General features: G+C 67.9%; 26 protein-coding genes. 18 read left to right on the forward strand and 8 right to left on the reverse strand.

The window, feature by feature from the left end:
- Positions 1-119 precede the first annotated feature (119 nt).
- Together rocF and PY257_RS04975 are read right to left on the reverse strand one after the other, a co-directional pair.
- Positions 120-1,079: an arginase gene (gene rocF, locus PY257_RS04970; protein ID WP_275739477.1), complete on the reverse strand. Its 960-nt coding sequence runs from the start codon at positions 1,077-1,079 to the stop codon at positions 120-122.
- Entirely contained in the window at positions 1,076-2,155 is a 1,080-nt protein-coding gene (locus PY257_RS04975; RefSeq protein ID WP_275739478.1) for an ornithine cyclodeaminase, read from the reverse strand. Before PY257_RS04975 ends, rocF begins: the two co-directional genes overlap by 4 nt.
- 122 nt (positions 2,156-2,277) lie before the next feature.
- Between PY257_RS04975 and PY257_RS04980 the strand changes: the two genes are divergently transcribed.
- The 7 genes from PY257_RS04980 (at position 2,278) to PY257_RS05010 (ending at position 8,362) form a co-directional block, all read left to right on the forward strand.
- Positions 2,278-2,700, forward strand: coding sequence for an Lrp/AsnC family transcriptional regulator (locus PY257_RS04980; RefSeq protein ID WP_275739553.1), 423 nt, complete (start codon positions 2,278-2,280; stop codon positions 2,698-2,700).
- A gap of 68 nt (positions 2,701-2,768) precedes the next feature.
- Positions 2,769-3,272 (forward strand): hypothetical protein, encoded by a 504-nt coding sequence (locus PY257_RS04985; RefSeq protein ID WP_275739480.1) that lies wholly within the window; start codon positions 2,769-2,771, stop codon positions 3,270-3,272.
- Positions 3,273-3,370: 98 nt separating this feature from the next.
- On the forward strand, positions 3,371-3,694 hold the full coding sequence (locus PY257_RS04990; protein ID WP_275739481.1) for a hypothetical protein: 324 nt from the start codon (positions 3,371-3,373) through the stop codon (positions 3,692-3,694).
- Between the two features lie 90 nt (positions 3,695-3,784).
- The gene (locus tag PY257_RS04995; RefSeq protein ID WP_275739484.1) at positions 3,785-5,566 is read left to right on the forward strand and encodes an alkaline phosphatase D family protein; all 1,782 of its coding nucleotides are present in this window, start codon (positions 3,785-3,787) and stop codon (positions 5,564-5,566) included.
- Between the two features lie 41 nt (positions 5,567-5,607).
- Positions 5,608-5,835 carry a hypothetical protein gene (locus PY257_RS05000; protein WP_275739486.1) on the forward strand — a complete coding sequence of 76 codons (228 nt, stop codon included), beginning with the start codon at positions 5,608-5,610 and terminating at the stop codon, positions 5,833-5,835.
- A gap of 332 nt (positions 5,836-6,167) precedes the next feature.
- Positions 6,168-7,574 carry a bifunctional UDP-N-acetylglucosamine diphosphorylase/glucosamine-1-phosphate N-acetyltransferase GlmU gene (glmU, locus tag PY257_RS05005; protein ID WP_275739488.1) on the forward strand — a complete coding sequence of 469 codons (1,407 nt, stop codon included), beginning with the start codon at positions 6,168-6,170 and terminating at the stop codon, positions 7,572-7,574.
- The gene (locus PY257_RS05010) at positions 7,571-8,362 is read left to right on the forward strand and encodes a sensor histidine kinase (RefSeq protein WP_275739490.1); all 792 of its coding nucleotides are present in this window, start codon (positions 7,571-7,573) and stop codon (positions 8,360-8,362) included. Before glmU ends, PY257_RS05010 begins: the two co-directional genes overlap by 4 nt.
- 72 nt (positions 8,363-8,434) lie before the next feature.
- Here the strand turns inward: PY257_RS05010 and PY257_RS05015 are convergent, their stop codons facing one another.
- Both PY257_RS05015 and PY257_RS05020 read right to left on the reverse strand, forming a co-directional pair.
- Complete coding sequence (locus tag PY257_RS05015) at positions 8,435-10,120, reverse strand: methyl-accepting chemotaxis protein (protein ID WP_275739492.1); 1,686 nt, start codon at positions 10,118-10,120, stop codon at positions 8,435-8,437.
- A gap of 138 nt (positions 10,121-10,258) precedes the next feature.
- Positions 10,259-10,762 (reverse strand): Lrp/AsnC family transcriptional regulator, encoded by a 504-nt coding sequence (locus PY257_RS05020; RefSeq protein WP_275739494.1) that lies wholly within the window; start codon positions 10,760-10,762, stop codon positions 10,259-10,261.
- A gap of 142 nt (positions 10,763-10,904) precedes the next feature.
- On the opposite strand from PY257_RS05020, the gene glmS reads away from it, so the two are divergent.
- Together glmS and PY257_RS05030 are read left to right on the forward strand one after the other, a co-directional pair.
- Complete coding sequence (gene glmS / locus PY257_RS05025; RefSeq protein ID WP_275739496.1) at positions 10,905-12,782, forward strand: glutamine--fructose-6-phosphate transaminase (isomerizing); 1,878 nt, start codon at positions 10,905-10,907, stop codon at positions 12,780-12,782.
- Between the two features lie 45 nt (positions 12,783-12,827).
- Positions 12,828-13,022 (forward strand): hypothetical protein, encoded by a 195-nt coding sequence (locus tag PY257_RS05030; protein ID WP_275739498.1) that lies wholly within the window; start codon positions 12,828-12,830, stop codon positions 13,020-13,022.
- 25 nt (positions 13,023-13,047) lie between these two features.
- Here PY257_RS05030 and lipA read toward each other — a convergent pair whose 3' ends face one another.
- The 4 genes from lipA to PY257_RS05050 are packed head-to-tail and all read right to left on the reverse strand — an operon-like array spanning position 13,048 to position 15,928.
- Positions 13,048-14,067 carry a lipoyl synthase gene (lipA, locus tag PY257_RS05035; RefSeq protein WP_275739500.1) on the reverse strand — a complete coding sequence of 340 codons (1,020 nt, stop codon included), beginning with the start codon at positions 14,065-14,067 and terminating at the stop codon, positions 13,048-13,050.
- Positions 14,068-14,076: 9 nt separating this feature from the next.
- Positions 14,077-14,745 carry a lipoyl(octanoyl) transferase LipB gene (gene lipB / locus PY257_RS05040; RefSeq protein ID WP_275739503.1) on the reverse strand — a complete coding sequence of 223 codons (669 nt, stop codon included), beginning with the start codon at positions 14,743-14,745 and terminating at the stop codon, positions 14,077-14,079.
- A gap of 2 nt (positions 14,746-14,747) precedes the next feature.
- Positions 14,748-15,053 (reverse strand): YbeD family protein, encoded by a 306-nt coding sequence (locus PY257_RS05045; protein ID WP_275739505.1) that lies wholly within the window; start codon positions 15,051-15,053, stop codon positions 14,748-14,750.
- A complete protein-coding gene (locus tag PY257_RS05050) occupies positions 15,050-15,928 on the reverse strand; it encodes an aminotransferase class IV (protein WP_275739507.1) in 879 nt (292 codons plus the stop codon). Before PY257_RS05050 ends, PY257_RS05045 begins: the two co-directional genes overlap by 4 nt.
- A gap of 133 nt (positions 15,929-16,061) precedes the next feature.
- Between PY257_RS05050 and PY257_RS05055 the strand changes: the two genes are divergently transcribed.
- The 9 genes from PY257_RS05055 (at position 16,062) to PY257_RS05095 (ending at position 23,189) form a co-directional block, all read left to right on the forward strand.
- Positions 16,062-16,553, forward strand: a complete 492-nt coding sequence (locus PY257_RS05055) for an ATP synthase subunit I (protein ID WP_275739509.1) — start codon at positions 16,062-16,064, stop codon at positions 16,551-16,553.
- A 3-nt stretch (positions 16,554-16,556) separates the two neighbouring features.
- Complete coding sequence (gene atpB, locus PY257_RS05060) at positions 16,557-17,420, forward strand: F0F1 ATP synthase subunit A (RefSeq protein WP_275739511.1); 864 nt, start codon at positions 16,557-16,559, stop codon at positions 17,418-17,420.
- Between the two features lie 70 nt (positions 17,421-17,490).
- Positions 17,491-17,739, forward strand: coding sequence for a F0F1 ATP synthase subunit C (atpE, locus tag PY257_RS05065; protein ID WP_091458130.1), 249 nt, complete (start codon positions 17,491-17,493; stop codon positions 17,737-17,739).
- A gap of 37 nt (positions 17,740-17,776) precedes the next feature.
- Positions 17,777-18,247: a F0F1 ATP synthase subunit B gene (locus PY257_RS05070; protein WP_275739516.1), complete on the forward strand. Its 471-nt coding sequence runs from the start codon at positions 17,777-17,779 to the stop codon at positions 18,245-18,247.
- A gap of 14 nt (positions 18,248-18,261) precedes the next feature.
- Positions 18,262-18,801, forward strand: a complete 540-nt coding sequence (locus PY257_RS05075; protein WP_275739518.1) for a F0F1 ATP synthase subunit delta — start codon at positions 18,262-18,264, stop codon at positions 18,799-18,801.
- 46 nt (positions 18,802-18,847) lie between these two features.
- Positions 18,848-20,401 carry a F0F1 ATP synthase subunit alpha gene (gene atpA, locus PY257_RS05080; protein ID WP_275739520.1) on the forward strand — a complete coding sequence of 518 codons (1,554 nt, stop codon included), beginning with the start codon at positions 18,848-18,850 and terminating at the stop codon, positions 20,399-20,401.
- Between the two features lie 18 nt (positions 20,402-20,419).
- Positions 20,420-21,286, forward strand: a complete 867-nt coding sequence (gene atpG / locus PY257_RS05085) for a F0F1 ATP synthase subunit gamma (RefSeq protein WP_275739522.1) — start codon at positions 20,420-20,422, stop codon at positions 21,284-21,286.
- Positions 21,287-21,308: 22 nt separating this feature from the next.
- Positions 21,309-22,736 (forward strand): F0F1 ATP synthase subunit beta, encoded by a 1,428-nt coding sequence (gene atpD / locus PY257_RS05090; RefSeq protein WP_275739524.1) that lies wholly within the window; start codon positions 21,309-21,311, stop codon positions 22,734-22,736.
- 30 nt (positions 22,737-22,766) lie between these two features.
- Positions 22,767-23,189 carry a F0F1 ATP synthase subunit epsilon gene (locus PY257_RS05095; protein ID WP_275739526.1) on the forward strand — a complete coding sequence of 141 codons (423 nt, stop codon included), beginning with the start codon at positions 22,767-22,769 and terminating at the stop codon, positions 23,187-23,189.
- The last annotated feature ends 331 nt before the right edge of the window (positions 23,190-23,520 follow it).

Here is a 23,520-nt window from a genome sequence, read left to right on the forward strand (position 1 = left end):
TGGATCCTTTGCAATCAGCAAGTTGGGTAAAAGACCGCCATTGTGGCGTCAAAAACCGACGCACACGTCAGCACGGGTGGCGGTTAGAAGTGAACCCCGTGGAGCAAATTCCGTACCCGTTAAGTGCCGCGGTTGCGCACCAGGGTGCTTTTGCCGAACAGGCTTTCGACGAGATCGACCACCAGGCCGGCGGTCTGGTTGCGCACGTCCAGCGCGGGATTCAGCTCCACGATGTCGAGCGAGCCCAGGCGCCCGGTGTCGGCGATCATCTCCATGCACAGTTGCGCCTCGCGGTAGGTCGGCCCGCCGCGCACCGTGGTGCCGGTGCCGGGGGCGATCTCGGGGTCGAGGAAGTCGACGTCGAAGCTCAGGTGCAGGTGGATGCCCGGATCTTCCAGGCCGCGCAGCGCCTGCTGCAGGGTGGCGCGCATGCCGGTTTCATCGATGAAGCGCATGTCGAACACCTCCACGCCCAGTTCGTTGACCATGCGCTTTTCTTCCTCGTCCACGCTGCGGATGCCGATCTGGCGGATGTCGGCGGGCGCCAGCGCAGGCACATGGCCGGCCAGGCCCGTGAGCTCCGCAGGCCCGTGGCCGCACAGGCAGGCCACGGGCATGCCATGGATGTTGCCCGTGGGCGAGATGGAGGCGGTGTTGAAGTCGGCATGCGCGTCGAGCCAGACCACGCGCAACTGCTTGCCCGCGGCGCGGCAGTGCCGCGCCACCGCGCTGATGGAGCCGATGGCCAGGCTGTGGTCGCCGCCCAGCATCACGGGCATGCGGCCCGCCTGCAACTGCGCGTGCACCGCGTCGTGCACGCCTTGGTTCCATTGCACGCATTCGTCGAGGTGGCGAAAGCCGCCGCCGTCGCGAGGGCGCTGCGGGTTGGCGGGGCCGGCCAGGTTGCCCAGGTCGAGCACAGGGCCGGCGAGCTGCGCGATGGCCTCGCCCAGGCGCGCCACGCGCAGGGCGTCGGGCCCCATGCCGGTGCCGCGCGTGCCGGCGCCGATGTCGGTGGGCACGCCGATCAGCGCGATGCGCGCGGGAGGCTCTTCGGCGGTGGAGGCAAGGGCGTTCATGCGTTCTCCAGCACTGCTGTGTGCGCCGCCGTGGTCGCGGGCGCGGGGCGCAGCAGCGCGTACAGGTTCTTCGGGTCGGGCAGGCCGGGCACCAGGTCGATGGTGTCGAGCAAGTGCAAGTCGCGTGCCATGCCGTGCATGTAGCGCAGCGCGGAATAGTCCTCCAGTGCGAAGCCCACCGAGTCGAACACCGTCACCTGCGCGTCGCTGGCGCGGCCCGGCGCCTGGCTTGTGAGCACGCGCCAGAACTCGGTGACGGGGAAGTCCGCCGGCATCTGCTGGATGTCGCCCTCCACGCGGGTCTGCGGCTCGTATTCGACGAACACGGCGCTGCCGCGCAGTACGCCGGGGTGCAGCTCGGTCTTGCCGGGGCAGTCGCCGCCCACGGCGTTGATGTGCATGCCGGGCTCCACCATGCCGGGGTGCACGATGGTGGCGCGGGCCTTGTCGGCGGTGGCGGTGGTCACGATGTCGGCGCTCTGGGCGGCTTCCTCGGCGCTGGCGCAGACGTGCACGCGCAGCTTCCAGGGCCGCAGGTTGGCGGCGAGCTTGAGCATGGCGGCGGGGTCGGTATCGAAGATGCGCAGCGTGTCCACGCCCAGCAGCGCGTGGAAGGCCAGGGCCTGGAATTCGCTTTGCGCGCCGTTGCCGATCAGCGCCATCGTGCGGCTGCCGGGGCGCGCCAGCACGCGCGCGGCCAGCGCCGACATGGCGGCGGTGCGCAGCGCGGTGGTGAGTGTGAGCTCGCTCAGGAAAAGCGGCGCGCCCGTCCGCACGCTGGCCAGGGCGCCGAAAGCCATGACCGTGGCCATGCCGTCCTGCGTGTTGCGCGGGTGGCCGTTGACGTACTTGAAGGCATAGGTCTGCTGGTCGGCCACGGGCATCAGCTCGATCACGCCGTCGGGCGAATGGCTGGCGGTGCGGGCGGATTTGTCGAAGTCCTGCCAGCGCCGGTAGTCGGCCTCCAGGCAGTCGGCCATGCCGCGCAGGCAGTTGGCCAGCCCCACGCGGCGTACTACTTCGGCGGCGCGCGCGGGGCTCAGGAATCCGGTCTCGTTTCGTCGTGGGGTGCTCATGGTCCGCCTCCGGTTGAGGGAAGTCATAGAGCATCGCAAACCGCCATGCAAAAGGGAATCGTCAAAAATGTAGTGAAATGCTGCGCAAAATTGCGTTTTGCAGAATATCTATTGACGAAATGATGGATGCCACGGACCACGATCTCATCGCGCTGCTGCGCGCGAATGCGCGCACGAGCATCGCCACGCTGGCCGCGCGGCTGAAGGTATCGCGCGGCACGGTCACCAACCGTATCGCGCGGCTCGAACGCGAGGGCGTAGTGGTGGGCTACACCGTGCGCCTGCGGCCCGAGTCCGAGCCCGCAGGCATCGTGGCGTGGACGAGTATCCTGGTCGAAGGCAACGAGGCGCGCAAGGTGGCGGCCAGCCTGCTCGGCGAGCCCGGCGTGGCGGCGCTGCACGACACCAACGGCAAGTGGGACCTGCTGGCCGAGCTGCGGGTGGAGAACCTCTACGCGCTGTCGCGCACACTGGACCGCATCCGTCTCATCAAGGGCATCGGCAACACCGAGACCAGCATCCACCTGCAGACCTACCGCGCCTGACCGGACGGGCGCGGAACATTCATGCGCCTGTCACCCACTGCGGTTCCAATGGAGCCGGGAGTCCCGTCATGTTGTTGCAGAAAACCGCCAAAGCCCATGCCGAACTGGCTCCTGGGGTCCGCACGCTGGGGTTGCGCGAGCGCTCGGTGCTGCTGCTCGCGGATGGCCGCAAGACCGACGCGGAGCTGCGCGCGCTTTTCGATGGCACCGGCGAGCGCATCGTCGCCCTGCTGCTGGCGCAGGGCTATCTGTCTGCGGAAGTGCAAGAGCCGCCTGCGCCCGCCGCAGCGCCCGCGCCTGCGCCCGCGCGTGTGGTCCAGACGCTGGCCGGCGCGCGCATGTTTCTTTTTGACATCTGCGAGCGCCTGTTCGCGCGCAGGGATCCGGCGCAGGCAGACTTTTTCCGGCAGGCGCTGCGCGAGGCGCGCGACCGCGAGTCGATGCTGCTGGTGGCCGACGAGATGATGGACGAGGTGACGCGTATCGCGGGGCGCGAGCGTGCCGATTCCATCCGGGAGCGCCTGACCGCGCTGTTGCCGCTCCATGGAGCAGCAGCGCCCACCGATGCCTGAGTGGCCTTGCTATTTCTCGGCCTTCATCAAATTGTCATCAATTTGCGGCAAGGCTCTGCATAGAATTTCCGTTTACACAGCCCTGGCCACTCCCTTATATGAACGCAATCAAGCTTGCACGCAATTTCATTGCGACCGACCCTACCAGCGAAGCGGCGCGAACGCTCGCCGCCTTGGTGCTGGCGCTGGAATCCGCCGGCCCCTTTGAACTCAGCAGCCTCTACAGGCTGGACTACAAGCGCTTTCAGTTGGCCATCGACATCCTGGAAGAGTGGCGCATCGACCGCTACTACGCCGGCAAGGCCAAGTTGTTCGATCTGTCGCTGCAGGTCAGCGAGCTGCCACCTCCCGCTCCCGCGGCAGCGCCCGCACCCGCACCCGCACCTGCGGCAGCGCCCGCACCCGTGCCTGACAAGAAGTAGCCCCGGCGCGCGCGACCCCTTCATTTTCACAGTGGCGTCATGGCAGCGCCGCAAGCTCGGCGGTTTCTTTCCCCGAACATTGCGAACACCATGGACCGCCGCCAATTCCTTTCCCGAACCAGTTTCTTCGTCGTCGCCACCGCCGCGTCGTCACTGACCGCCTGCGGCGGTGACGACGATGGCGAGCCCCTCGGCCGCTATGCCTTCCCGCAGGGCGTGGCCAGCGGCGACCCCCGCGAAGCCAGCCTCGTCTTCTGGAGCCGCTGCGTGCGCACCGACGGCAGCAGCGGCGACGTGGCAGTGCGGCTGCAGGTCTCGACAAGCGATAAGTTCGACAGCCTGCTGGCCGACGTGCCCCTCAGCGCCACCGCGGCCTACGACTACACCGTGCGCGCCAAGGTCACGGGCCTGCCCGCAGCCACGCGGCTTTACTACCGCTTCGCCGCCGGCGCCGACAAGAGCGCCGCAGGCCGCGCCAAAACCGCGCCCGCCGCCGGCGCGGCGGTGCCGCAACTGCGCTTCGCCTGGTTTTCCTGCCAGGACTGGAGCGTGAACCACTGGGCCGCTATGGACCTGCTGGCCGCCGAGGACGACCTGGACTTCGTCGTCCACGTGGGCGACTACATCTACGAAACCGTGGGCGCGGCGTTCCAATCCGGCGCGGCAGAGGCCGCGCATACGCGCATCCAGTTCCCCGACGGCACCACGCTGCCCGACGGCAGCCGCTACGCCACCACGCTGGCCGACTACCGCACGCTCTACCGCACCTACCGGGGTGACGCGCGGCTGCAGGCCATCCACGCCAAGTTCCCCATGGTCGCCACCTGGGACGACCACGAGTTCAGCGACGACTGCTGGCAGGACCACCAGACCTACACCAACGAGAACAAGCAGGAAACCGCGCGCCGCCGCGCTGCCAACCAGGCCTGGGTGGAGTACATGCCCGTGGATTTCGGCGACGTGTCCTTCGACAGCGCCAACGCCGCCTACGACAATCTGCGCATCTACCGCGACTTCCGCTTCGGCAGCCTGATCCACCTCGTGATGACCGACGAGCGCCTGTACCGCGACGACCATGTGGTGAGCGAAGCCGCCATCGCCCAGGCCCAGGGGCACGACCCCGTCAACGGCAGCGACTCCATCGGCGCACGCTACTTCGTGCAGCAGCCGGTGCTGCAGCAGTTGGAGGCCGGCAAGACCCAGGCCCTGGGCCGCGCGCCGTCCATCCTGGGCGCCGCCCAGACCGCCTGGTGGAAGCAGACCCTGCTGGGCAGCAGCGCGACCTGGAAGGTCTGGGGCAACGAGATCATGCTCAGCCGCATGTGGGCCGACCTGCGCGCCCTGGCCCCGGCGCCCTACGACGCGGTCTACGTCGTCAACTGCGACGGCTGGGACGGCTTCCCGAGCCACCGTGCCGAACTGATGCAATTCATCACGTCCAACAACATCCATAACGTGGTGGCAATCACCGGCGATCTGCACGCCTTCCAGTGCGGCGTGGTGCGCGACAATCCCGATCCGGCGGTCGGCAAGCCCGCGCTGGTGGACTTCGTGGGCGCGGGCATCAGCAGCTCCAGCTTCTACTCCTACGTCAAGGTCGGCGCGGGCACCACCCCGCTGGCCGCGCTGGCGGCCACACCCGAAGGCTTCGACGGGCTGCTGCGCGCCAACAACCCCGACTTCGCCTACGTGGACCACGACGCCCAGGGCTACGCCTCGGCCACCGTCACGCCGTCGAGCCTGAACGTGGTCTACACCAAGGTCAAGCCGCTGAACGCCGACGGCACCGCGCCGGCCAGCCCGGTGCTCAAGCGCACCCGCATCACGCTGGCCGCCGGCAGCAGCCAGCCGGTGGTGCAGGACAACGTGTAGTCCCGTCGCCGGCCGGGCGCGCCCGCCGGTGTTCCTGGCCCATGGCCAGTGGGACGACAAGCTGCCGCCTCCTGGGCCGGCGCGCCGACGCCGGGCTGGCCGACTCGGGGCGCCGTACTGCACGCGCCTACTGCCCCATGGGCCATGCGCTCGTGGCGCCCGAGGCGGAGTGCCTGGCGCGCTGGCTGGGCGCAACGCCGTGGCTGTCCATGGCGGTGCAGGCGCCCGCAGGCTGGCACGGAAACCCACGGTCGCTACCAAAACAATAGCTGCCACCGCAGGAAAACAAAGCGCTGGAGGCCGATTTGGCTTGAAGCCCCTCGGGCTTGGACATGACCACGACATCCGCATGCCTATGCTCGCGGGTGCCGCCCCACGCACCCCGAGCCGCAATGTCCAACCCGCCTCCCGCCGCAACGCCTGCGCCGCGCCGCACCGCGCCTGCGGCGCGGCCGCAGCCCGCCCCACGCCACAGCGACTGGCGCCAGCAGCAGGGCGCCACCGATTTCCACAGTCCCGCGCCCGCGCCGCCGACCGATAATTCCTGGTTGGGGCAGCGCAAACGGCGCCGCCCGGTACAGCGCAAACGGCGGGGTGGTGCATGGCAGCAGTGGTGGATGTGGTGATCATGGCGGCGGGCAAGGGCACGCGCATGAAAAGCAGCGTGCCCAAGGTGCTGCACCGCCTGGCCGGGCGCCCCATGGCCGCGCACGTGCTGGCCGCCGCGCAGGCGCTGCAGCCCCGCCGCATCGTCGTGGTCACGGGCCATGGCGCGGAGCAGACCGAGGCCGCGCTGGCCGCCGCCGCCGCGCCGGGCACCGACCTGCGCTTCGCGCGCCAGATGCCCCAGCTCGGCACCGGCCACGCGGTGCGGCAGGCCGCGCCGCTGCTGCAGGGCGACGGCGTGGTGGTGGTGCTCAACGGCGACGTGCCGCTGATCGCGCCCGCCACCGTGCGCCGTCTGGTCGACGCCAGCGCGGGCGCGCGGCTGGCGCTGCTGACCGTGGAGCTGCCCGACCCCGCGGGCTATGGCCGCATCGTGCGCGACGCCGCCGGCGCGGTGCGCGGCATCGTCGAGCACAAGGACGCCACGCCCGAGCAGCACGCCATCCGCGAGACCTACACCGGCATCATGGCCGTGCCCGCCGCGCGCCTGCACGGCTGGCTGGAGCGGCTGGGCAGCAGCAACGCCCAGCACGAGTACTACCTGACCGACATCGTCGCCATGGCCGTGGCCGACGGCGTGGCGGTGGAGGGCGTGCGCACCGCCGACGCGGTGGAGGTGGCCGGCGTGAACAGCCCGCGCCAGCTTGCCGAACTGGAGCGCGCCTTGCAACTGCGCCAGGCCCATGCGCTCATGGACGGGCAGGGCGTGCGCCTGGCCGACCCGGCGCGCTTCGACCTGCGCGGCACGCTCGACTGCGCGCCGGACGTGGAGATCGACGTCGGCTGCGTGTTCGAAGGCCATGTGGCGCTGGGCGAGGGCGTGCGCATCGGCGCGCACTGCGTCGTCGCCAACGCGCGCATCGCCGCGGGGGCGGTGGTGCACCCCTTCACCCACATCGACGGCGAGGCCGCCGGCGTGGAGGTGGGCGCGGACGCGCGCATCGGCCCGTTCGCGCGGCTGCGCCCCGGCGCGCGCCTGGGCGCAGAAGTGCACATCGGCAACTTCGTCGAGGTGAAGAACAGCACGCTGGCCGACGGCGCCAAGGCCAACCACCTGGCCTACCTGGGCGACGCCACGGTGGGCGCGCGGGTGAACTACGGCGCGGGCGCCATCACCGCCAACTACGACGGTGCCGCCAAGCACCGCACGGTGATCGGCGACAACGTGCACGTGGGCAGCAACAGTGTGCTGGTGGCGCCCGTCACCATCGGCGCGGACGGCACCGTGGGCGCGGGCTCCACCATCACCAAGGACACGCCGCCCGGCGCGCTGAGCATGACGCGCGGGCGGCAGGTGGCGATCGCCAACTGGAAGCGGCCCGTGAAGACGCCGCGCCGATGACCATGGACGGCCCCGGCGACGAGCTTTCGCAACTGCGCCGCGCGCTGGCCGAGCGCGAGCGGCAACTCGCTGACGCGCGGGCCGCGCAGGAGGACCTGCTGCGCGCCGTGTCGCACGACCTGCGCGCGCCCGTGCGCCACGCCACCGCGTTCGGCCAACTGGTGCGCGAGCTGGTGGCCGAGCGCGGCGGCATGGAAGAAGCCCTGGGCTACCTGGACACCATGGAGCAGTCCGCGCGCCGCATGGGCCGCATGATCGACGGCCTGCTGGAGCTGTCGCGCATCGGCCGCGCCACGCTGCAGCGGCAGCCGGTGGACATGGCCGCGCTGGTGGCCGGCGTGCGCGACGAACTCATGGCCGGCGCAGCCGCCACGGGCCGCGCCATCGAATGGCGGATCGCCCCCGGCCTGCCCGCGGTGCCGGGCGACGCCGCCTGGCTGCGCGTGCTGTGGGCCCACCTGCTGGGCAATGCCGTGAAGTTCAGCCGGGAGCGTGCGCCCGCGCACATCGCCGTGGCCTGGGAGTGCGGGGAAGATGAGGCAGGCGCTGCGTGCTGCGCCTTCACCGTGCGCGACGACGGCGCGGGCTTCGACGCCGCGCATGCCGGCCCGCTGTTCGGCGTGTTCCAGCGCCTGCACCCGGAGTCGGAGTTCGAGGGCGTGGGCACCGGCCTGGCTGCGGCGCGCGCCATCGTCGCACGCCACGGCGGCGGAATCGCCATCCACGGCGCGCCACGGCAGGGCTGCGTGGTGCGCTTCACGCTGCCGCTGGAGGTGCCGGCCTTGTAGCTGGTTTTGCTTCTGTTTTGATAGCTGCCATCGCAGGTAGAATAAGCGCTGGAGCCATATTTGACTTGAATTTCATTGGGGCACGGGCGCCGGGGCCGGTGTGCCCAGCGCCAGCGCTGCGGGTGCGGGGGGCTGTGGCGACCTGCCCCTCTTGCCGTTCTTGCGCAGGGCCGCCGCGTCGCCCATGGCCAGGCCATCGCCGCGCTGCAGGCGAAACACCTTTACCGTCTCGGCCACGGTCTGCGCCTGGCGTTCCAGCGCTTCGGCGGCGGCGGCCACCTGCTCCACCAGGCTGGCGTTCTGCTGCGTGATGCCGTCGATCTGCGCCACGGCGGCGTTGATGTGCGAAATGCCGGTCAACTGCTCGCCCGTGGCGTTGCTGATCTCGCCGATCAGCGTGCTCACGCGCTCCACGGTCTGCAGCGCATCGGCCATGGTGGTGCGCGCGTTCTCGGCCAGTTGGTGGCCCGACGCGACCTTGTGGGCCGAATCCTCGATGAGCTTCTTGATCTCGCGCGCGGCTCCCGACGTGCGCTGCGCGAGCGCCCGCACCTCGCCGGCCACCACGGCGAAGCCGCGCCCATGCTCGCCCGCGCGCGCGGCCTCCACGGCGGCGTTGAGCGCGAGGATGTTGGTCTGGAACGCGACGCCGTCGATCACCTGCGTGATCTCGCCGATGCGCTGCGACGACTCGCGGATGGCCTGCATGGTCTGCACCACGTCGTGCACCGCCTGGCTGCTGCGCTGGGCCACGCCGGTCGCCTCCTGGGCGAGCCGGCTGGCCTGCTGCGCCGAATCGGCATTCTGGCGCACCGTGCCCGTCATCTGCTCCAGCGCAGCGGAGGTCTGCTGCAGGCTGCTCGCCTGCGCCTCGGTGCGCGACGACAGGTGCTGGTTGCCGGAGGCGATCTCTTCCGTGGTGGCGTACATGGTTTCCGTCTCGTCGCGGGCGTCGCGCACGATGGACTGCAGGTTCACATTGAGCTGATTGAGCGCGCGAGCGAGTTCGCCGATCTGGTCGCCGCGCCTCGAATCCATGCGGTGCGTGAGGTCGCCCGCGGCCATGCGGTTGCTGAAGTCGAGCAGCCCGTCCAGCGGCGCGATCGTCAGGCGCTGCATGTACCAGCCCGCCAGCATGGCCAGGGCCGCAAGCGCGATGGCCGCCATGACCGTGCCCATGCTGCCGCCCGGGATGCGGCCCGCGCCGAAGCCGGCGGCGACCAGCAGCGCGGCGGCCAGCGTCAGCTTGCCCCGCACGCCGGGCGTGAGCTGGCGCGCAAGGCGGCTCCACGGGTCGGTCCTGACGACATGCCCGGCCTGCAGGCCGGACACGGGGCGGCCGCTGCTGCGTTCGCTGCGCATGCGCGCGTACAGCGCCTCGGCGGCGTTGATGTCGGCGCGGTCGGCGGCGATGCGCACCGACATGTAGCCCACCGGGCGGCCATCCTCCACCAGCGGCGTGACGTTGGCCATGACCCAGTAGTAGCTGCCGTCCTTGCGGCGGTTCTTGACCGGAGCCGACCACGGGCGCCCGTGCTGGATGGTTTCCCACATGTCGCGGAAAGCCTCCTCGGGCATGTCGGGGTGGCGAATCAGGTTGTGCGGCTGGCCGAGGAGTTCCTCGCGCTCATAGCCGCTCACGGCCACGAAGGATTTGTTGCAGTAGACGATGCGGCCTTGGAGATCGGTGCAGGACACCAGGTTCTGACCGGGGGGGAACGGGAATTCGCGGTCAACGACGGGTAGGTTCGTGCGCATCGGGGGGCTTCCTGTGTTTGATGGCCCGTGCGCTCCTGTGCCGCACGTACCGTTGCCAGTTTCGAATATAAGAGGGAACGGCGCTCGATGATGCGATGCGTGCGGCGGCGCGTCATGCCATCTTGATGCAGATCAAATTCAGGCGGAGGCCCGCCGCTGCGGCGCGAGGTGCAGCCGGGGCTCGAACTTGGCCCGCTTGACGCTGAAGAAGGTCTTGACATTGCGCACGTTGGCGTCCTGCGTGAAGAGCCGCTGCGCCAGCGCCAGGTAGCCGGGCATGTCGGGCGCCTGCGCCACGAGCACGAAGTCCGGCCCCGGCGACACGCGCCAGCATTGCTGCACCGCATCGTCGGTGGCCACGCGGGCCTCGAAGGCGTCCAGGCTCTGGGCGTCCTGCCGGTCCAGCGATACCTCCACGATGGCCGTGAGGCCATGGCCGATCACCGGAGCGAGCCGGTCGGGGCTCAGCAGGGCGACCTGCCGCTCGATGAGGCCCAGCTCCCGCAGCCGCTTCACGCGCCGCAGGCAGGTGGGCGGCGACACGTGGACCTGCTCCGCCAGGGCCTGGTTGCTCAGCGATGCGTCGCACTGCAGCGCATCGAGCAGGCGAAGGTCAATGTCGTCTATGGATTTATTTTCCATAAAAAGTTAGTTTTTGAACTTTTATTCCGTTGAAGACGATCGAGGAAATAATAGTCCAAAAACATATGAAAATAGATGAAAAATTCCAAACGACTCTGTCTAGGATGCGCTCCATTCCATTTCATTCGTCGGAGCAAACTCCATGTGCGGCATCGTCGGCGCGGTTTCCACGCGCAACATCGTCCCCATCCTCGTGCAGGGCCTGCAGCGGCTTGAATACCGGGGCTACGACTCCTGCGGCGTGGCCGTGCATGCGGGCGGCGGCCTGCGGCGCGCGCGCAGCACGGCGCGCGTGGCCGAACTGCTGGAGCAGATTGCCGCCGACCACATCGAAGGCACCACCGGCATCGCCCACACCCGCTGGGCCACGCACGGCGCGCCGGTGGTGCACAACGCCCATCCGCATTTCAGCCACGGGCCGGGCAGTGCGCCGCGCGCGGCCCGCGTGGCCCTGGTGCACAACGGCATCATCGAAAACCACGATGAGTTGCGCGCCGCGCTGCAGGCGCGCGGCTACGCGTTCGCCAGCCAGACCGACACCGAGGTCATCGCCCACCTGGTCGACAGCCTGTACGAAGGCGATTTGTTCGAGGCCGTGCGCGCCGCCGTGGGCCGGCTGCACGGCGCCTACGCCATCGCCGTGTTCCACAAGGACGAGCCGCACCGCGTGGTGGGTGCGCGCGCGGGCTCGCCGCTGATCCTGGGCGTGGGCGCCACCGCCGGGGCGTCGGAGTCCGTGGATGGCGAGAACTTCATCGCCAGCGACGCCATGGCCCTGGCCGGCGTCACGGACCAGATCGTCTACCTGGAAGAGGGTGACGTGGTGGACCTGCAACTGGGCCGCTACTGGCTCGTCGACCGCGCGGGCCGGCGCATGACCGGCACCGAGCGCCCGGTGAGGACCGTGCACGCCCACAGCGGCGCGGTGGAGCTGGGCCCGTACCGCCACTACATGCAAAAGGAAATCTTCGAGCAGCCGCGCGCCATCGCCGACACGCTCGAAGGCGTGCAGGGCATCGTGCCCGAGCTGTTCGGCGACGGCGCCTACGAGGTGTTCAAGAAGATCGACAGCGTGCTCATCCTGGCCTGCGGCACCAGCTATTACAGCGGCTGCGTGGCCAAGTACTGGCTGGAGGCGATAGCGAAGATCCCCACGCAGGTCGAGATCGCCAGCGAATACCGCTACCGCGAATCGGTGCCCAACCCGAACAGCCTGGTCGTCACCATCAGCCAGTCGGGCGAAACCGCCGACACGCTGGCCGCGCTGCGCCACGCGCAGGGCCTGGGCCTGCGCCACACGCTCGCCATCTGCAACGTGGCCACCAGCGCCATGGTGCGCGAATGCGCCCTGGCCTACGTGACCCGCGCGGGCGTGGAGATCGGCGTGGCCTCCACCAAGGCGTTCACCACCCAACTGGCGGCGCTGTTCCTGCTGACGCTGGCGCTGGCGCAGGCCAAGGGCCGCCTGAGCGACGAGCAGGAGGCCGCCCACCTGAAGGCCATGCGCCACCTGCCCGCCGCGCTGTCAGCCGTGCTGGCGCTGGAGCCGCAGGTCATCAGTTGGGCCGAGGATTTCGTGCGCAAGGAGAACGCGCTGTTCCTGGGCCGGGGGCTGCACTACCCCATCGCCATGGAGGGCGCACTGAAGTTGAAGGAGATCAGCTACATCCACGCCGAGGCCTACCCCGCGGGCGAACTCAAGCACGGCCCGCTGGCCCTGGTGACCAGTGCCATGCCAGTGGTGACGGTGGCGCCCAACGACGCGCTGCTGGAAAAGCTCAAGAGCAACATGCAGGAGGTGCACGCCCGCGCCGGGGTGCTCTACGTGCTGGCGGATGCGGATACCCGCATCGAAAGCGGCGAGGGCATCCATGTGATCCGCATGCCCGAGCACTACGGCCAGCTCAGCCCGCTGCTGCACGTGGTGCCGCTGCAACTGCTGGCCTACCACACGGCGGTGGCACGCGGGACGGACGTGGACAAGCCCCGCAATCTTGCGAAGAGCGTGACGGTCGAATGACCCTGGAAACAGCAGTTGACCGCTTTGCATCCCTTGCCAGGCCGCATGCAATCGAGCGTTGACGGCTCCGATGGGGTTCACCTCGTGGGTGAGAGCGCCATGCACCTGCCAGCACCGCGCTCGGCGCGCCATGCGGCGTTGCTCCTCCTTGCGGGCAGCAAGCCCGCCGCGTCGTCGCGTCTTGCCTGGCACCCCGATCACGGCACTGGCAGACGCATCCAACTGCCGTTTCCAGGATGACCAGCGCGCTGCTGCCGCAGCGGCCTCAGTCCTCGCCGCGGCCCGCGCCCGGTTCGGGCGCAGGTTGCCGCAGCGCATGCTCCGCCTGCTGGTCCGCGTGGTAGCTGGAGCGCACCATGGCGCCCACTGCGGCGTGCGTGAAGCCCATCTCGTAGGCATGCGTCTCGAACATCCTGAACGTGTCGGGGTGCACGTAGCGACGCACCGGCAGGTGGCTGTTGCTGGGGGCGAGGTACTGGCCGATGGTCAGCATGTCGATGCCGTGCGCACGCATGTCGCGCATCACGGCGAGGATTTCTTCGTCGGTCTCGCCCAGGCCCACCATCAGGCCGCTCTTGGTCGGCACGCCCGGGTGCAGGGCCTTGAACTTCTTGAGCAGGTTCAGGCTGAACTGGTAGTCGCTGCCGGGCCGCGCTTCCTTGTACAGGCGCGGGATCGTTTCGAGGTTGTGGTTCATCACATCGGGCGGCGCGGCCTTCAGGATTTCGAGCGCCCGGTCGTCGCGGCCACGGAAGTCGGGCACCAGGATCTCGATCTGCGTCGCGGGTGACAGTGCCCGGATGTTGCGGATGCATTCCACGAAATGCCCGCTGCCACCGTCGCGCAGGTCGTCGCGGTCCACGCTGGTGATCACGACGTATTTCAGGCGCAGCGCGGCGATGGTGCGCGCCAGGTTCAGCGGCTCTTCCTGGTCGAGCGGGTCGGGGCGGCCATGGCCCACGTCGCAGAACGGGCAGCGGCGCGTGCACTTGTCGCCCATGATCATGAAGGTGGCCGTGCCCTTGCCGAAGCATTCGCCGATGTTGGGGCACGAGGCTTCCTCGCACACCGTGTGCAGATGGTTCTCGCGCAGGATGTTCTTGATCTCGTAGAAGCGCGTGGTGGGCGAGCCAGCTTTCACTCGGATCCACTCGGGTTTCTTGAGCACCTCGGCCTGCACGACCTTCACCGGGATGCGCGACAGCTTGGCCGCGGCCTTCTGTTTGGCCAGCGGGTTGTAGGCTTCGAGGCTTGGGGCGTCGCGGACGACTTCGGTGCTGCTCATGGTGTGCGTTCAGGGCGCCAGCCGGGCGCGGAGCTTGTCGCCCAGCACGGTGGCCGCCTCTTCCCAGGTGGTGTGGACGCCGATTGTAGAAAGGTCCACCGTGCGCAGCCCCGCGTAGCCGCAAGGGTTGATGCGCGAAAAGGGTTCCAGGTCCATCGCCACGTTCAGCGCCACGCCATGGTAGGTGCAGCGGCGGCTCACCTTGATGCCGAGCGCGGCGATCTTGCCCAGGCCCCGGAACGGGCCCGTGTCCGGCTGCGGGCCGGTGAGCGCGGCGTGGCCGAATGGGTCGTCGATGCGCACGTAGATGCCCGGCGCGCCGGCGACGCGGTGTCCGGTGACGCCGAAGTGGGCCAGCGTGGAGAGTACGGCCTGTTCGACGCGGTAGACGTACTCCTTGACGAAGTAGCCCGCGCGGCCCAGGTCCAGCAACGGATAGGCCACGACCTGACCCGGGCCGTGGTGTGTGACCTGCCCGCCGCGGTCGGTGGCCACCACCGGGATGGCGCCGGGGGCAAGGATATGGCTCGAATTGCCAGCCAGCCCTTGTGTATAGAGCGCCTCATGCTCGCAAATCCATAGCGTATCGGGCGTATCGGGTGTGCGCTGCGCGGTGAAGTCCCGCATGGCCTGGTAGGTCGGCAGGTAGGGCACCCGGCCGCGCATCTCCATGCGCATGGCTAGAGCGCCACCTTGACCATGGGGTGTGCGGTCAGCGCGCGGTAGATGTCGTCGAGCTGCTGGCGGCTCGTGGCCGTGACGGTGATGGTGATGCCCAGGTAGTTGCCGCCCTTGCTGTTGCGCAGCTCGAGGGTGGCGGCGTCGAACGTGGGATCGAAGCGCTCGGCGATCGCGGCGACCGCGTGGACAAAGCCGTTGACGTTGGCACCCATCACCTTGATCGGAAACCGCGACGGGTATTCGATCAGTGAATCCTTGTGCGGATCCGGTACGGCGCACGGCGGCTGGGCGGCGGGGGTGCTCATGGGCGCTCCTCGGATGCGGCGCTGCGGACCTTGGCTCGCTGGTATGCCGCGTACAGCCGCTCGTACACGGGGCCTGGAACGCCCTTGCCGATGGGTTGCCCGTCCAGTTGCGTGACAGCCAGGACTTCCTTGGTGGCAGAGGACAGCAGCAATTCGTCGGCGGCGAAGACGCCCTGGCGCGCGACCGGGCGCAGCGCAAAGCGCAGGCCGGCCTCTTCGCACAGCTCTTCGATGAGCCCGTAGCGGATGCCTTCGAGCACGTGGGGGCCCTTGGGCGTGCCGATGACTTCATCGCCCCGCACGACCCACACGTTGCTCGACGAGGCTTCGGTGAGCCAGCCATCGCGGAACAGGACGGTTTCCGTGGCGTCCGCATCGACGCTGATCTGCCGTGCAAGCACTGCCCCGAGCAGGCTCGTGGATTTGATGTGGCCCTTCTGCCAGCGGAAGTCGTCGGCGCTCACGCATGCCGCGCCGCGGGCGCGCAGGCCGGCAGGTACCGGCTTCATGGGCTGCGCCATGGCGAACACCGTCGGCGCGATGCCGGTCGTCATGGCATGGTCGCGCAGCGCGACGCCGCGCGTGATCTGGATGTAGACCAGCTGGTCGGCAGCCGGCGCGGCCATGAGCAGCCGCGCGATCACGGCATGCCACTGCGCGGGCGCCAGCGGATTGGCGATGCGCAGCTCGGCCAGGGAACGGTCGAGGCGCGCGAGGTGCTGCGCCAGCCGCAACGGATGGCCGCCGTAGACGGGGACCACTTCGTATACGCCGTCGCCGAAGATGAAGCCGCGGTCGAGGACGCTGATCTTTGCGTCGCGCAGCGGCGTGAATTCGCCGTTCAGGTAGCAGGGCGTGTCGGGAAGAGATGTCATGGTGGCTGGATTATCGAACGGGGGCAGCCGTGCTGTGGTCGGATGCGGCAAAAGCCTGCGGGAGCCCACTTCTTTTTACTTATAATGAAGGGCTTTGTAGAGATTTTGGGCAGCAACCCTGGTGCGTACAAAAATGACAACAACCGCTCCGGTGCCCGAAGTTGAGGCCGAAGAATCTGCTTTCAAGCCCATGACAGCCGACCAGGCGAGGGAGTGGCGCCAACGGCATCCCCCGGTATCCGTCCGGGGGGTCGTCATGGGGCAGGCGGTGGTTGGCGTACTGGTGGCATTGGCCGCCTGGGCGCTGACGGCGCGGCAAAGCGTGGGATGGTCCGCCGGGTACGGCGCGTTTGCGGTGGTGGCTCCAGCCATGCTGTTTGCGCGCGGCATGGCGCGCCTGCATGCACCGGGGCAATCCGGTGCGGCCATGCTGAGCTTCTTCGGTTGGGAAGCAGTCAAGATCGTGTTGACCATCGCCTTGCTGGCGGCGGCGCCTCGTCTGGTGCCGGGCCTGAGTTGGCTGGCGTTGCTCGCCGGCATGGTGGTCACGATGAAGATGTATTGGGTGGCGCTGCTCGTGTGGCGGCCCGGTGTTCTGAAACCGACAGTAAAAGAGAAGAGTTGAGAGATGGCCGCAGAAGCGCATGGACAGACTGCAAGTGAATACATCGTTCACCACTTGCAGAATCTTCAAAACGTCAAGCAGAAATTCATCGTTGACTTCTCGGTGGTGAACATCGATTCCATCATCATCGGCATCCTTCTCGGCGCCTTCGCGGTGTTCGTGCTGTGGATGGCCGCGCGCAAGGCGACTTCGGGCGTGCCCGGGCGCTTCCAGGCGGCGGTGGAGATTCTGGTCGAGATGGTCGACAACCAGGCCAAGGCCAACATCCACAACGCTGAAAGCCGCAAGTTCATCGCTCCGCTGGCGCTGACCGTGTTCGTCTGGATATTCCTGATGAATGCCATGGACATGCTGCCCGTCGACCTGCTGCCCGCGCTCTGGCAGGGCGCCACCGGCGACCGCCACGCCTTCCTGCGCGTGGTGCCCACGGCCGATCTTTCCACCACCCTGGGCCTGGCCTTCGCCGTGCTGCTGCTGCGCTTTTGGTACAGCCTGAAGATCAAGGGCGCCGGCGGCTGGGCGCACGAACTGGTGTCGGCGCCCTTCGGCACCAGCAAGAACCCCGTCTTCGCGCTGATCCTCGGCGTGGTGAACCTGCTCATGCAGGTCATCGAATACGTGGCCAACACCGTCTCGCACGGCATGCGGCTGTTCGGCAACATGTATGCGGGCGAGCTCGTGTTCATGCTGATCGCGCTCATGGGCGGCGCGGCTGCGCTGTCCATCTCGGGCGTGCTGCTGCCGGTTGGCCACGTTATCGCCGGCACCATCTGGACGCTGTTCCACATCCTGGTCATCACGCTGCAGGCATTCATCTTCATGATGCTGGCGCTGATCTACCTCGGACAGGCCCACAGCGCCCACTGACGCGTTGCCTCGCGCGCTTTCGTTCTCCTATTTTTTCAACCCACCATCCATTCAATCCCAAGGAGTCATCATGGAAAACATTCTCGGTCTCGTCGCTCTGGCTTGCGGTCTGATCGTCGGCCTCGGCGCCATCGGCGCATCGATCGGCATTGCGCTGATGGGCGGCAAGTTCCTGGAAGCGTCGGCCCGCCAGCCCGAGTTGATCAACGAGCTGCAGACCAAGATGTTCATCCTGGCCGGCCTGATCGACGCGGCCTTCCTGATCGGCGTGGCCATCGCCCTGCTGTTCGCCTTCGCCAACCCGTTCGTCCTGGCCTGATTCCCGTCCAACGCCCTCTCCATAGAAAGGTGTTGCCGTGAGTATCAACGCGACCCTGTTCGTTCAGGCCATCGTCTTCCTGATCCTCGTGTGGTTCACGATGAAGTTCGTGTGGCCGCCGATCGCGAAGGCCCTCGATGAGCGAGCCCAGAAAATCGCCGATGGCCTCGCTGCCGCCGACCGCGCCAAGACCGAGCTTGCCGCCGCCAACCAGCGCGTCGAGAAGGAACTGGCCGCTTCGCGCAATGAAACCGCGCAGCGTCTGGCCGATGCCGAGCGTCTGGCCCAGTCCATCGTCAACGAGGCCAAGTCTCGCGCCACCGTGGAGGCCGACAAGATCGTCGCCGCCGCGCGTGCGGAAGCCGAGCAGCAGTCCGTCCAGGCCCGCGAAGCCCTGCGCGAGCAGGTGGCCGCGCTGGCGGTCAAGGGTGCAGAGCAGATCCTCCGCAAGGAGGTCAACGCCGGCGTCCATGCCGACCTGCTCAACCGCCTGAAGACCGAACTGTAAGGGGAGAGAGCACCATGGCCGAACTCGCTACCATCGCCCGTCCCTACGCCGAAGCTCTGTTCGAGGCCGGCGCGCAGGACGCGGCTTTCGACCTGGGCGCCACCGCCTGGCTCGACGAGCTGGCTGCCGTTGCCGCGAACCCGCAGTTGCGCCAGTTCGCCGAAGACCCGCGTATCACGCCCGAGCAAGTGTTCGACCTGATGGCCGGCGTCGTCAAGTCGCCGCTGCCCGAGGCGGGGCGCAACTTCCTGCGCACCGTCATCGACAACGATCGCCTGGCCGCTGTGCCGGAAATCGCGGCGCAGTTCCATGCGCTGGTCAACCAGCGCAACGGCGCGTCCGACGCCACGGTCTACAGCGCATTCCCGATCGATGCGTCCGCGCTGGCGGACTTGTCCGCCACGCTGGAAAAGCGCTTCGGCCGCAGGCTCACGCTGGCGGTCGTGCAGGACGCCTCGCTGATCGGCGGCATCCGCGTGGTGGTGGGCGACGAGGTGCTCGACACCTCGGTCAAGGCCCGCCTGGAACAAATGAAAGCGGCCCTCACCGCGTGAAGCGCGGCGGACGGCCTCGGCTAACCCAAGAAAGAAGGAAAGAGTCATGCAACTCAATCCCGCAGAAATTTCCGCGCTGATCAAGAGCCGCATCGAAGGGCTGGCGGGCAGTACCGACATCCGCAACGAAGGCTCCGTGGTGTCGGTGACCGACGGCATCGTGCGCGTCCATGGACTGTCTGACGCGATGCAGGGCGAAATGCTGGAGTTCCCCGCCGCTCCCGATGGCACGCCCTCGTTCGGCCTGGCGCTGAACCTCGAGCGCGACTCGGTCGGCGCCGTGGTGCTGGGCGGCTACGAGCACATCTCCGAAGGCGACACCGTCAAGTGCACGGGCCGCATCCTCGAAGTGCCCGTGGGCCCGGAGCTCATTGGCCGCGTGGTCAACGCACTGGGCCAGCCGATCGACGGCAAGGGCCCCATCAACGCCAAGCTGACCGACGTGATCGAGAAGGTCGCCCCCGGCGTGATCGCGCGCCAGTCCGTGGACCAGCCACTGCAGAGCGGCCTGAAGTCCATCGACTCCATGGTGCCGGTGGGCCGCGGCCAGCGCGAGTTGATCATCGGCGACCGCCAGACCGGCAAGACCGCCGTCGCCATCGACGCCATCATCAACCAGAAGGGTCAGGGCGTGACGTGCATCTACGTCGCCATCGGCCAGAAGGCGTCGTCGATCAAGAACGTGGTGCGCGCGCTGGAGCAGGCCGGCGCGATGGAATACACCATCGTCGTGGCCGCCTCGGCCTCCGAATCGGCGGCCATGCAGTACGTCAGCGCCTATTCGGGCTGCACCATGGGCGAATACTTCCGCGACCGCGGCGAGGACGCGCTGATCGTCTATGACGACCTGTCCAAGCAGGCCGTGGCCTACCGCCAGGTCTCACTGCTGCTGCGCCGCCCGCCGGGCCGCGAAGCCTATCCCGGCGACGTGTTCTACCTGCACAGCCGCCTGCTGGAGCGGGCCGCGCGCGTGAATGCCGACTACGTCGAGCAATTCACCAAGGGCGAGGTCAAGGGCAAGACCGGCTCGCTCACCGCGCTGCCTATCATCGAGACCCAGGCCGGCGACGTGTCCGCCTTCGTGCCAACCAACGTGATCTCGATCACCGACGGCCAGATCTTCCTGGAAACCAGCCTGTTCAATGCCGGCATCCGCCCCGCCATCAACGCCGGCATCTCGGTGTCGCGCGTCGGCGGCGCCGCGCAGACCAAGCTCATCAAGGGCCTGTCGGGCGGCATCCGTACCGACTTGGCGCAGTACCGTGAACTGGCGGCCTTCGCGCAGTTCGCCTCCGACCTTGACGAAGCCACCCGCAAGCAGCTCGACCGCGGCGCCCGCGTGACCGAACTGCTCAAGCAGGCCCAGTACAGCCCGCTGTCCATCAGCCTGATGGGCGCCACGCTGTTCGCGGTGAACAAGGGCTACCTCGACGACGTCGAAGTGAAGAAGGTGCTCGACTTCGAGCACGGCCTGCACCAGTTCCTCAAGACCAGCCATGCCCCGCTACTCGACAAGCTCGAGAAGGCCCGCGCCATGGACAAGGATGCCGAGGCCGAATTGAGCGCCGCCATCGCAGCGTTCAAGAAATCCTTCGCCTGATTCCGCAGGGGCACTCTCATGGCAGCAGGCAAGGAAATACGCGGCAAGATCAAATCGGTGGAGAACACCAAGAAGATCACCAAGGCCATGGAAATGGTGGCCGCATCCAAGATGCGCAAGGCGCAGGACCGGATGCGCGCGGCCCGTCCGTACAGCGAGAAGGTCCGCGCCATCGCGGCCAACCTGGGCCGCGCCAACCCGGACTACACGCACCCGTTCATGCAGACGAACGATGCCAAGACCGCCGGGTTCGTCGTGGTCACGACCGACAAGGGCCTGTGTGGCGGCATGAACACCAACGTGCTGCGCGCCGTCACCAACAAGCTGCGCGAGCTGCAGGCTGGCGGTATTTCCACGCAGGCGGTCGCCATCGGCAACAAGGGGCTGGGCTTTCTGGGCCGCATCGGTGCCAATGTGGTCGCGCAGACCGTGGGCCTGGGCGATACGCCGCACCTAGACAGGCTCATCGGCCCGGTCAAGGTGCTGCTCGACGCTTATGCCGAAGGCCGCATCAGCGTGGTCTATCTCTGCTACACGAAGTTCCTGAACACCATGAAGCAGGAGTCGGTGGTCGAGCAACTGCTGCCGCTGGGTGCGCACCACATGGAAAAGCGCGAGGGCGAGCACGACTGGGACTACATCTACGAGCCCGACGCCCAGAGCGTGATCGACGAGCTGCTGCTGCGCTATGTGGAATCGCTGATCTACCAGGCCGTGGCCGAGAACATGGCTTCCGAGCAGTCGGCGCGCATGGTGGCCATGAAGGCCGCCACCGACAACGCCGGCAGCGTCATCGGTGAACTCAAGCTCGTCTACAACAAGACGCGCCAGGCGGCGATCACCACCGAATTGTCCGAGATCGTGGCTGGCGCCGCGGCGGTTTAAAAATTTTTGGAGCAAGCAAGAAATGGCTCAAGCTAACACTCAAACAGATGCCCAGGGCAAGATCGTCCAGTGCATCGGCGCCGTGGTGGACGTGGAGTTTCCGCGCAACCACATGCCCAAGATCTACGACGCGCTCAAGCTCGAAGGCTCCGCGCTCACGCTCGAAGTGCAGCAGCAGCTCGGCGACGGCGTGGTGCGCGCGATCGCGCTGGGCTCCTCCGACGGCCTGCGCCGCGGCCTCGTGGTCAGCAACACCGGCAACCCCATCACCGTGCCCGTGGGCACGGCCACGCTGGGCCGCATCATGGACGTGCTGGGCAACCCCATCGACGAGCGCGGCCCCGTGGACCAGGCGCTCACCGCCTCCATCCACCGCAAGGCCCCCGCGTACGACGAGCTGTCGCCCTCGCAGGAACTGCTGGAAACCGGCATCAAGGTGATCGACCTGGTGTGCCCGTTCGCCAAGGGCGGCAAGGTCGGCCTGTTCGGCGGCGCCGGCGTGGGCAAGACCGTGAACATGATGGAGCTCATCAACAACATCGCCAAGGCGCACAGCGGCCTGTCGGTGTTCGCCGGCGTGGGCGAGCGCACCCGCGAAGGCAACGACTTCTACCATGAGATGGCCGACTCCGGCGTCGTGAACCTGGAGAACCTCGGTGAGTCCAAGGTGGCCATGGTCTACGGCCAGATGAACGAGCCCCCGGGCAACCGCCTGCGCGTGGCGCTCACGGGCCTGACCATCGCCGAATCGTTCCGCGACGAGGGCCGCGACGTGCTGTTCTTCGTGGACAACATCTACCGCTACACGCTGGCCGGCACCGAAGTGTCCGCGCTGCTGGGCCGCATGCCGTCCGCCGTGGGCTACCAGCCGACACTGGCCGAGGAAATGGGTAAGCTGCAGGAGCGCATCACCTCCACCAAGGTCGGCTCGATCACCTCCATCCAGGCCGTGTACGTGCCCGCCGATGACTTGACCGACCCCTCGCCCGCCACCACCTTCGCCCACCTGGACTCCACCGTGGTGCTGAGCCGCGACATCGCCTCGCTGGGTATCTACCCCGCCGTCGATCCGCTGGACTCCACCAGCCGCCAGCTCGACCCGCAGGTCGTGGGCCAGGATCACTACGAGACCGCCCGCGCCGTGCAGGGCACGTTGCAGCGCTACAAGGAGCTGCGCGACATCATCGCCATCCTGGGCATGGACGAACTGGCGCCCGAGGACAAGCTGGCCGTGGCCCGCGCCCGCAAGATCCAGCGCTTCCTGTCGCAGCCGTTCCACGTGGCCGAAGTGTTCACCGGCTCGCCCGGCAAGTACGTGCCGCTGTCGGAGACCATCCGCGGCTTCAAGATGATCGTGGCCGGCGAGGCCGACCATCTGCCCGAGCAGGCGTTCTACATGGTCGGCACCATCGACGAGGCCTTCGAGAAGGCCAAGAAGCTGGCCGCCTGAGCCGCCGCAAGCAAGCTGTAAGGAAACCAGATGGCCAACAACACCCTGCATGTGGACGTCGTCAGCGCCGAGGAATACATCTTCTCCGGCGAGGCTCGCTTCGTCGTGCTGCCGGGCGAAGGCGGAGAGCTCGGCATCTACCCGCGCCACACACCGCTGATCTCGCGCATCAAGCCCGGTGCGGTGCGCATCGAGACGCCCGAAGGCGGCGAGGAGTTCGTCTTCGTGGCCGGTGGCGTGCTGGAGGTGCAGCCCGACCGCGTGACCGTGCTGTCCGATACCGCCATCCGCGGCAAGGATCTCGACGAGCAGAAGGCGACCGAAGCCAAGCGGGCCGCCGAGGAGGCCGTGAAGAACGCCAAGAGCGATCTCGACCTGGCCCGCGCGCAGTCCGAACTGGCCGTCATGGCCGCGCAGATCGCGGCGCTGCGCAAGTTTCGCCAGAAGCGCTGAAGCCCGCAGGGCACGCACACTGCGCCAAACCACAAGGCCGCCTCCGGGGCGGCCTTGTTTTTCACGGAATTTTCTTCAACCTGGAAACAGCAGTTGACCGCTTTGCATCCCTTGCCAGGCCGCAGGAAATCGAGCGTTGACGGCTTCGATGGGGTTCACCTCGTGGGTGAGCGCGCCATGCACCTGCCAGCACCGCGCTCGGCGCGCCATGCGGCGTTGCTCCTCCTTGCGGGCAGCAAGCCCGCCGCGTCGTCGCGTCTTGCCTGGCACCCCGATCACGGCACCTGCAGGCGCATCCAACTGCCGTTTCCAGGTTCAAGCGAAAAATGCT

The organism is Curvibacter soli (assembly GCF_029211125.1).
Lineage (GTDB): Bacteria > Pseudomonadota > Gammaproteobacteria > Burkholderiales > Burkholderiaceae_C > Curvibacter_A > Curvibacter_A soli.

Bases quoted from the DNA above. Each gene is read 5' to 3' on its own strand.
- PY257_RS05045 (WP_275739505.1), bottom strand. From the start codon at position 15,053: ATGAGCACCCCCGCCGCCCAGCCGCCGTGCGCCGTACCGGATCCGCAC.
- PY257_RS04985 (WP_275739480.1), top strand. From the start codon at position 2,769: ATGTTGTTGCAGAAAACCGCCAAAGCCCATGCCGAACTGGCTCCTGGG.
- PY257_RS05095 (WP_275739526.1), top strand. From the start codon at position 22,767: ATGGCCAACAACACCCTGCATGTGGACGTCGTCAGCGCCGAGGAATAC.
- PY257_RS05055 (WP_275739509.1), top strand. From the start codon at position 16,062: ATGACAACAACCGCTCCGGTGCCCGAAGTTGAGGCCGAAGAATCTGCT.
- atpA (WP_275739520.1), top strand. From the start codon at position 18,848: ATGCAACTCAATCCCGCAGAAATTTCCGCGCTGATCAAGAGCCGCATC.
- PY257_RS05010 (WP_275739490.1), top strand. From the start codon at position 7,571: ATGACCATGGACGGCCCCGGCGACGAGCTTTCGCAACTGCGCCGCGCG.
- PY257_RS05030 (WP_275739498.1), top strand. From the start codon at position 12,828: ATGCAATCGAGCGTTGACGGCTCCGATGGGGTTCACCTCGTGGGTGAG.
- lipB (WP_275739503.1), bottom strand. From the start codon at position 14,745: ATGCGCATGGAGATGCGCGGCCGGGTGCCCTACCTGCCGACCTACCAG.
- PY257_RS05075 (WP_275739518.1), top strand. From the start codon at position 18,262: ATGGCCGAACTCGCTACCATCGCCCGTCCCTACGCCGAAGCTCTGTTC.
- lipA (WP_275739500.1), bottom strand. From the start codon at position 14,067: ATGAGCAGCACCGAAGTCGTCCGCGACGCCCCAAGCCTCGAAGCCTAC.
- PY257_RS04980 (WP_275739553.1), top strand. From the start codon at position 2,278: ATGGATGCCACGGACCACGATCTCATCGCGCTGCTGCGCGCGAATGCG.
- PY257_RS04990 (WP_275739481.1), top strand. From the start codon at position 3,371: ATGAACGCAATCAAGCTTGCACGCAATTTCATTGCGACCGACCCTACC.
- atpB (WP_275739511.1), top strand. From the start codon at position 16,557: ATGGCCGCAGAAGCGCATGGACAGACTGCAAGTGAATACATCGTTCAC.
- PY257_RS05050 (WP_275739507.1), bottom strand. From the start codon at position 15,928: ATGACATCTCTTCCCGACACGCCCTGCTACCTGAACGGCGAATTCACG.
- glmS (WP_275739496.1), top strand. From the start codon at position 10,905: ATGTGCGGCATCGTCGGCGCGGTTTCCACGCGCAACATCGTCCCCATC.
- PY257_RS05000 (WP_275739486.1), top strand. From the start codon at position 5,608: ATGGCCAGTGGGACGACAAGCTGCCGCCTCCTGGGCCGGCGCGCCGAC.
- rocF (WP_275739477.1), bottom strand. From the start codon at position 1,079: ATGAACGCCCTTGCCTCCACCGCCGAAGAGCCTCCCGCGCGCATCGCG.
- glmU (WP_275739488.1), top strand. From the start codon at position 6,168: ATGGCAGCAGTGGTGGATGTGGTGATCATGGCGGCGGGCAAGGGCACG.
- PY257_RS05020 (WP_275739494.1), bottom strand. From the start codon at position 10,762: ATGGAAAATAAATCCATAGACGACATTGACCTTCGCCTGCTCGATGCG.
- PY257_RS04975 (WP_275739478.1), bottom strand. From the start codon at position 2,155: ATGAGCACCCCACGACGAAACGAGACCGGATTCCTGAGCCCCGCGCGC.
- atpG (WP_275739522.1), top strand. From the start codon at position 20,420: ATGGCAGCAGGCAAGGAAATACGCGGCAAGATCAAATCGGTGGAGAAC.
- PY257_RS04995 (WP_275739484.1), top strand. From the start codon at position 3,785: ATGGACCGCCGCCAATTCCTTTCCCGAACCAGTTTCTTCGTCGTCGCC.
- atpE (WP_091458130.1), top strand. From the start codon at position 17,491: ATGGAAAACATTCTCGGTCTCGTCGCTCTGGCTTGCGGTCTGATCGTC.
- PY257_RS05015 (WP_275739492.1), bottom strand. From the start codon at position 10,120: ATGCGCACGAACCTACCCGTCGTTGACCGCGAATTCCCGTTCCCCCCC.
- atpD (WP_275739524.1), top strand. From the start codon at position 21,309: ATGGCTCAAGCTAACACTCAAACAGATGCCCAGGGCAAGATCGTCCAG.